Genomic DNA, 6,715 nt, shown 5'->3' with positions numbered 1-6,715 from the left:
AATTAAACTTCGTAATGAATTACGTGTTCACCCGTGAGACTTGGTATTCATTTTTTGTCCGAAGACATCAAGAATCCAGTCACCTGAGTGCCCACACAGATTGTCTGATAAATTGTTAAAGAGCAGTGCCGCTGTGTTTTCGCTGCGGCGCGGGGTGTGCATATTACGCTTTCCCGCCGTGAAGTCAACTGATTATTTTCAGATTTCTTCACCTGACAGGCCGGTGTGTATGCCGTTGTGCCGTGTCAGTGGAGGCGCATTATAGGGAGATAATTCTGGCTGACAAGCATAAAATTCAAAAAAATTATCGTTCGCTCATTTTTCAGGCACAGCGCCCGTTAAACGCCCGCTTTGCTGTTTAACTGAGCTATTTCACGGGCAAAATTCGCCACTTGCTGCCAGTCGGTATAGACAACTTCTTTACGTCTATCCGTTTCGCCGCCCGTCATCTTCATAATCAGTTGGATCATCAGTCGGTCGTACCATCGATAGTGCGGGTAACGCAGCGCACCGGCAAATACGGCGCAGCGATCCGGCTGCCAGGGCGACGACAGCAAAAACTTACGCGTATAGCTGTTCGTTTGCGGCGAGCTTTTCTCCGGTTTGCGCGCAACCAGGTTGACGGAGAAGAAAGCCCCTGGCAGCTTGTTTAATTGTGAGAGGTGCTTTTTCACAAAATTGGCCAACGCCGGATGAAAGTGCCCATAGCGAATGGACGCACCAATGACCACCCGCTCATATTTACTCCAGTCAATCTCTTGTGTGCGGTTCAGGTTAACCACATCCGCACAGACGCCAAGATCGTTAAGCTCTGAAGCCAGATAAGAAGCAATCTCCCGCGTTTGCCCATCCCGGGTCGAGAAAAGAATTAATGTTTTCACGTCACACTCCATTATTCGCGCCAGAAGGTCGGGGTAAACAGTACCAGCAGCGTGAAGACCTCCAGACGACCAAACAGCATATTCGCGATGAGTACCCATTTGGCGACCGGATTCATGCTGGCAAAATTATCCGCTACCACGCCCAGCCCCGGCCCAAGGTTATTGAGCGTCGCAACCACAGAGGCAAATGCTGAAAAATCATCAACCCCCGTGGCGATGATCGCCAGCATGCTGACGATAAAGACCAGCGCATAAGCGGAGAAGAAGCCCCACACCGCTTCAAGAATACGTTCCGGCAATGCACGATTCCCCAACTTAATGCTGTACACCGCATTGGGATGCACCAGTCGTTTCAGTTCGCGGTTGCCCTGCTTAAACAGCAACAGTATGCGGATCACCTTCAGACCACCGCCCGTCGAACCGGCGCAGCCGCCGATAAAAGCGGAACAGAGCAACAATACCGGCAAGAAAAGCGGCCAGCGGGAGATACTGTCGGTCGTAAATCCGGCCGTAGTCGCCATCGAGACCACCTGGAAGAAAGCCTGGTTAATCGTCGTCAATGCCGAGCTGTAGATATTGTGGAACCACAACACCACGGTGCAGATGACCACCAGCGTCAGTTGTACGCCGATAAACATTCTGAATTCCGGATCGCGCCAGTAAACTTTCAGGCTACGCCCGCTCAGCAACGAGAAGTGCAAACCGTAGTTACACCCGGAAATCAGCAGGAAGATAGCAATGATGGTGTTGATAGTAGGGCTGTTGAAATAGCCAATGCTGGCATCATGCGTAGAGAAACCGCCAATCGCGATGGTGGCAAAACTATGCCCAATGGCGTCAAAAGCTGGCATTCCGGCAAACCATAGCGCCAGCGCGCATGCGACCGTAAGCAACACATAAATAAGCCATAGGGTTTTCGCCGTCTCTGCAATACGCGGGCGCATTTTGTTATCTTTCAGCGGCCCCGGCATTTCGGCGCGATAGAGCTGCATCCCACCCACGCCCAGAATTGGCAGGATGGCCACCGCCAGCACGATGATCCCCATCCCGCCGAACCATTGCAGCATCTGACGATAGAAAAGAATCGCGTGCGGCAGTGAATCCAGCCCAACCAGCGTGGTTGCCCCGGTCGTTGTCAGGCCGGAGAAGGATTCAAAAAAAGCATCCGTTACCGTCAGATTCGGGCTTTCGGAAAAGACGAACGGCAATGCCCCCACGCTCCCCAGCACCGTCCAGAACAGCACGACGATCAAAAAACCTTCTCGGGATTTCAACTCCCCTTTCTCGCGGCGGTTCGGCCACCAAAGAATGGAACCAATCACCAGTGCGACGAAGAAGGTTTGCGTGAATGCACGGCCCGCGCCATCACGGTAAATAAGGGCTACCAGTCCAGGTAAGATCATCGTTCCGGAAAAGAGGATGACCAGCAGTCCAACGATTCGGGTTATGGCGCGAAAATGCATCTCTGCCGCTTCCTTAGGTGTTCAGAAAATCAGGTGGGGATTATTCTTCAGTTTTTAACAATTGCAATGTGCCACGACTAAAATCAGCGAGCCTTGCCGAAAATGCGTCCAGTCTGCTGTGAGGAAGCGCCACCCGCAGATACACGGAAGCCTGATACTCGCTCGCAACAATTTTCCCCTCAAATTGCTCAAGCAACGTTTCGACTCCGCTCAACTGTGCGTAATCACACCACAAAGTATATTCGGTTAACGGCATTTTGCGGGTTGTCGCGAGTTGATTAAGCGCCTGCTGGACACCGCCACCGTAGGCTTTCACCAGCCCGCCGGTTCCCAATAAAATACCGCCGTAATAACGCACTACCACCGCCGTAATTTCGCCGACACCGCTGCCCATCAACTGAGCCAGCATCGGCTTCCCTGCAGTACCCGCCGGTTCGCCATCGTCAGAAAAGCCCAACTGCTGCGAATCATCCGGCGGCCCGGCAACCCACGCCACACAATGGTGGCGGGCGTCCGGGTGCTCTGCACGAACAGTGTCGACAAACGCCTTCGCCGCCTCCACGCCGTCGGTATGCGCCAACAGCGTGATAAAACGGCTCTTTTTGATCTCCTCGCTAAAGGTGACCGGCGCAGCCGGTATCAGCCAGCTCTCCATTACGCCAGCTTCTGATCCCGCGTCATATTTTCAATGCTGTTCTCATGGATAACCACGTTATCTTCGATGCGGATACCGCCAAACGGTTTTAGCGCGTCAATTTTATGCCAGTTGAAGTGTTTGCTGAGCGGCCCCTCGCGCCACGATGAGAGCAGCGATTCAATAAAGTAGATGCCCGGCTCAATGGTCAACACCATACGCGGCTCCATCACACGTGTGCAGCGCAGGTAGGGGTATTTTGACGGAGCCGCCAGATGCGTACCGCTGTCATCCTGCATAAAGCCCGCGACATCATGCACCTGCAGCCCCAACGGATGGCCGATACCGTGCGGCATAAACGGCCCGGTGATGTCCTGCTCAACCATTGCTTCCTCACTGATATCGGTGATGATTTGATGGCGGCGCAGCAGCTTCGCGATACGCTGATGGAACTGAATATGGTATTCAACGTAGTTGACGCCCGCTTTCATGGTGGCGATCAGCGCCAGTTGTTCTTCATTGACGTCTTTCACCAACTGCGCATAATCGGTGTCGCTGTTCGCCGCCCAGGTACGCGTCAGGTCGGCGGCATAACCATTGTATTCCGCGCCAGCATCCAGCAAGAAGCTGCGCATCTCAGCCGGTGCGCGGTGATCAAGTTTGGTGTAATGCAGCACCGATGCATGCTCGTTCAGCGCCACAATATTGCTGTAAGGCACATCGGTATCACGATGGCCGGTCGCGGTCAGATAAGCCAGATTGATGTCGAACTCGCTCATTCCGGACTGAAAGGCTTCATGCGCAGCACGATGGCCCATTACCGCCGTTTTCTGCGCTTCACGCATGCAGGCCAGTTCATAATCGGTTTTGTAGGCGCGGTAGTAATGCAGGTAATCGATCACCCCTTTCGGGTTGATGTTGCTGGCGGCGATGTCGAGGCCCAAAGCACGTTCGGCAACCGGACCAATATAGGCGATATTGCCGCGCGCCGCAGGCAACTGGCTGCCAATGCCGTCCGCTTTCGGCAGAGCAATCACCTCAACCTCTTCGGTCCAGAAGGAAGTCGGCAGCGGTTCAACGTTGTGCCAGTAATCCACCGGCAGGTAGAACCACAGCTTCGGTTTGTTCACGCCATCCACCAGCAGCCAGCAGTTCGGCACCTGCGTCACCGGCACCCAGGCTTTAAACTGCGGGTTCACTTTAAACGGATAGGGATGGTCATCAAGAAAGACGTTAAATAGCTCGCCAGAGTGAATAAGTAACGCGTCGAGCTTAAAGCGCGCCAGCACATCACGGGTGCGTTCCTGTAACGTAACAATATGATTTTTATAAAGCGCTGCCAGTGAGTCCATCGTTTTTCCTTCTGTTTATTGCGACCTCAAGTCTCCGCATCTTAGCACACCTGCCTGCCACTGGGTGATTTCCACCGAGCGTGATCCGACTAGCAATTTTTTAATCATTTATTTGCAATTTATTAACATAAAAACCACACTCCGCTTCATCTGGTACGACCAGATCATCGCTGGATTCAGGAGACTGACATGCTCTACAAAGGCAATAACCTGTACCTAAACTGGCTAGAAGATGGCATCGCGGAACTGGTATTCGATGCGCCCGGCTCAGTTAACAAGCTTGATACCGCCACCGTCGCCAGCCTTGGCGAAGCGCTGGCCGTACTGGAAAAGCAATCAGATTTAAAAGGGCTGCTGCTGCGTTCAGAGAAAGCGGCCTTTATTGTCGGGGCCGATATCACCGAATTCCTCTCCCTGTTCCTCGTGCCGGAAGAGCAGTTGAGCCAGTGGCTGCACTTTGCCAACAGCGTGTTTAACCGCCTGGAAGATTTGCCCGTCCCAACGATCTCCGCGGTGAATGGCTATGCGCTCGGTGGCGGCTGCGAATGCGTGCTGGCGACAGACTATCGCCTGGCGACGCCGGACCTGCGTATTGGCCTGCCGGAAACCAAACTTGGTATCATGCCAGGCTTTGGCGGTTCAGTACGCATGCCACGCCTGCTGGGTGCAGACAGCGCACTGGAAATCATCGCGGCCGGGAAAGATGTCGATGCCGAACAAGCGCTGAAAATCGGCCTGGTGGATGGCATTGTGAAGCCGGAAAAACTGCGTGAAGGTGCCATTGCCATTCTGCGACAGGCCATTAACGGCGATCTGGACTGGAAAGCAAAACGTCAGCCGAAGCTGGAGCCACTGAAGCTCAGCAAAATTGAAGCTGCCATGAGCTTTACTATTGCCAAAGGCATGGTGATGCAAACAGCCGGGAAGCACTATCCGGCACCGATCACGGCGGTCAAAACCATTGAAGCTGCGGCAAGATTTGGCCGCGACGAAGCGCTGAAGCTGGAAAACCAGAGCTTCGTTCCGCTCGCCCATACCAACGAGGCCCGTGCGCTGGTCGGGATTTTCCTGAACGACCAATATGTAAAAGGTCAGGCGAAGAAACTGACCAAAAATGTCGAAACGCCCAAACAAGCTGCGGTACTTGGCGCAGGCATTATGGGCGGCGGCATTGCTTACCAGTCAGCCTGGAAAGGCGTACCGGTATTAATGAAGGATATCAACGAGAAATCCCTTGCACTCGGCATTAATGAAGCAGGCAAGCTGCTGAACAAACAGCTCGAGCGCGGCAAAATCGATGGTCTAAAACTGGCCAGCGTGATTGCGACCATTCAGCCAACACTGGAGTATGCCGGTTTTGAACGCGCCGACGTGGTGGTCGAAGCGGTCGTGGAAAACCCGAAAGTGAAAAAAGCGGTGCTGGCGGAAACAGAGGACAAAGTCCGTCCGGATACCGTACTGGCATCAAATACCTCCACCATTCCCATCAGTGAACTCGCCAGCGTGCTGAAACGCCCGGAAAATTTCTGCGGCATGCACTTCTTCAACCCGGTACACCGTATGCCGCTGGTTGAAGTGATTCGCGGAGAGAAAACGTCCGATGAAACCATCGCCAAAGTAGTGGCCTGGGCGAGCAAAATGGGCAAAACGCCGATCGTGGTCAATGACTGCCCAGGTTTCTTCGTCAACCGCGTACTGTTCCCTTACTTTGCCGGGTTTAGCCAGTTGCTGCGCGACGGCGCGGATTTCCGCAAAGTCGACAAAGTGATGGAGAAGCAGTTCGGCTGGCCGATGGGCCCGGCGTATCTGCTGGATGTTGTGGGTATTGATACCGCACATCACGCCCAGGCGGTGATGGCGGCCGGTTTCCCGCAGCGCATGCAGAAAGATTATCGCGATGCCATCGATGCGCTGTTTGACGCACACCGTTTCGGGCAGAAAAACGGGCTCGGTTTCTGGCGCTATAAAGAAGACAGCAAAGGCAAACCGAAGAAAGAAGAAGACAGCGCCGTTGACAGCATGCTGGCCGAAATCAGCAAAGGCAAACAGGATTTCAGCGATGAAGAGATTATTGCCCGCATGATGATTCCAATGGTCAATGAAGTGGTGCGTTGTCTGGAAGAAGGGATTATCGCCAGCCCTGCCGAAGCGGATATGGCGCTGGTGTATGGTCTTGGCTTCCCGCCGTTCCACGGCGGCGCGTTCCGCTGGCTGGATACGCTTGGCAGCGCAAAATACCTCGATATGGCACAGCACTATCAGCATCTCGGGCCGCTGTATGAAGTACCGGCGGGGCTGCGCGAAAAAGCGCGCCGCAACGAGCCTTATTACCCTGCGGTAGAACCTGCGCGCCCAGTGGGCGAGTTAAAAACGGCTTAAGGAGTC

5 protein-coding genes are annotated in these 6,715 nt (G+C 53.9%); 1 reads left to right on the top strand and 4 read right to left on the bottom strand.

Going from position 1 to position 6,715, the window contains the following annotated elements:
• Positions 1-338: 338 nt before the first annotated feature.
• Genes hemG through pepQ form a run of 4 tightly spaced genes read right to left on the bottom strand, consistent with a single transcriptional unit; the run spans position 339 to position 4,330 of the window.
• Positions 339-881 (bottom strand): menaquinone-dependent protoporphyrinogen IX dehydrogenase, encoded by a 543-nt coding sequence (gene hemG / locus CWM66_RS27040; protein WP_007369124.1) that lies wholly within the window; start codon positions 879-881, stop codon positions 339-341.
• Between the two features lie 11 nt (positions 882-892).
• On the bottom strand, positions 893-2,344 hold the full coding sequence (gene trkH, locus CWM66_RS27035; protein ID WP_007369125.1) for a Trk system potassium transporter TrkH: 1,452 nt from the start codon (positions 2,342-2,344) through the stop codon (positions 893-895).
• A 40-nt stretch (positions 2,345-2,384) separates the two neighbouring features.
• Entirely contained in the window at positions 2,385-2,999 is a 615-nt protein-coding gene (locus CWM66_RS27030) for an IMPACT family protein (RefSeq protein ID WP_007369126.1), read from the bottom strand.
• Positions 2,999-4,330, bottom strand: a complete 1,332-nt coding sequence (gene pepQ / locus CWM66_RS27025; protein WP_007369127.1) for a Xaa-Pro dipeptidase — start codon at positions 4,328-4,330, stop codon at positions 2,999-3,001. The genes CWM66_RS27030 and pepQ overlap by 1 nt, the downstream gene beginning before the upstream one ends.
• A gap of 189 nt (positions 4,331-4,519) precedes the next feature.
• On the opposite strand from pepQ, the gene fadB reads away from it, so the two are divergent.
• Positions 4,520-6,709 (top strand): fatty acid oxidation complex subunit alpha FadB, encoded by a 2,190-nt coding sequence (gene fadB, locus CWM66_RS27015; RefSeq protein ID WP_035889522.1) that lies wholly within the window; start codon positions 4,520-4,522, stop codon positions 6,707-6,709.
• Positions 6,710-6,715: the final 6 nt, after the last annotated feature.

This window comes from Kosakonia sp. H7A (assembly GCF_003028445.1).
GTDB classification, from domain to species: Bacteria; Pseudomonadota; Gammaproteobacteria; order Enterobacterales; family Enterobacteriaceae; genus Kosakonia; species Kosakonia radicincitans.
Note: the sequence above shows the minus strand (reverse complement) of the source record. Positions and strands in the feature narration are given on the sequence as shown.

Bases quoted from the DNA above. Each gene is read 5' to 3' on its own strand.
- pepQ (WP_007369127.1), bottom strand. From the start codon at position 4,330: ATGGACTCACTGGCAGCGCTTTATAAAAATCATATTGTTACGTTACAG.
- CWM66_RS27030 (WP_007369126.1), bottom strand. From the start codon at position 2,999: ATGGAGAGCTGGCTGATACCGGCTGCGCCGGTCACCTTTAGCGAGGAG.
- trkH (WP_007369125.1), bottom strand. From the start codon at position 2,344: ATGCATTTTCGCGCCATAACCCGAATCGTTGGACTGCTGGTCATCCTC.
- fadB (WP_035889522.1), top strand. From the start codon at position 4,520: ATGCTCTACAAAGGCAATAACCTGTACCTAAACTGGCTAGAAGATGGC.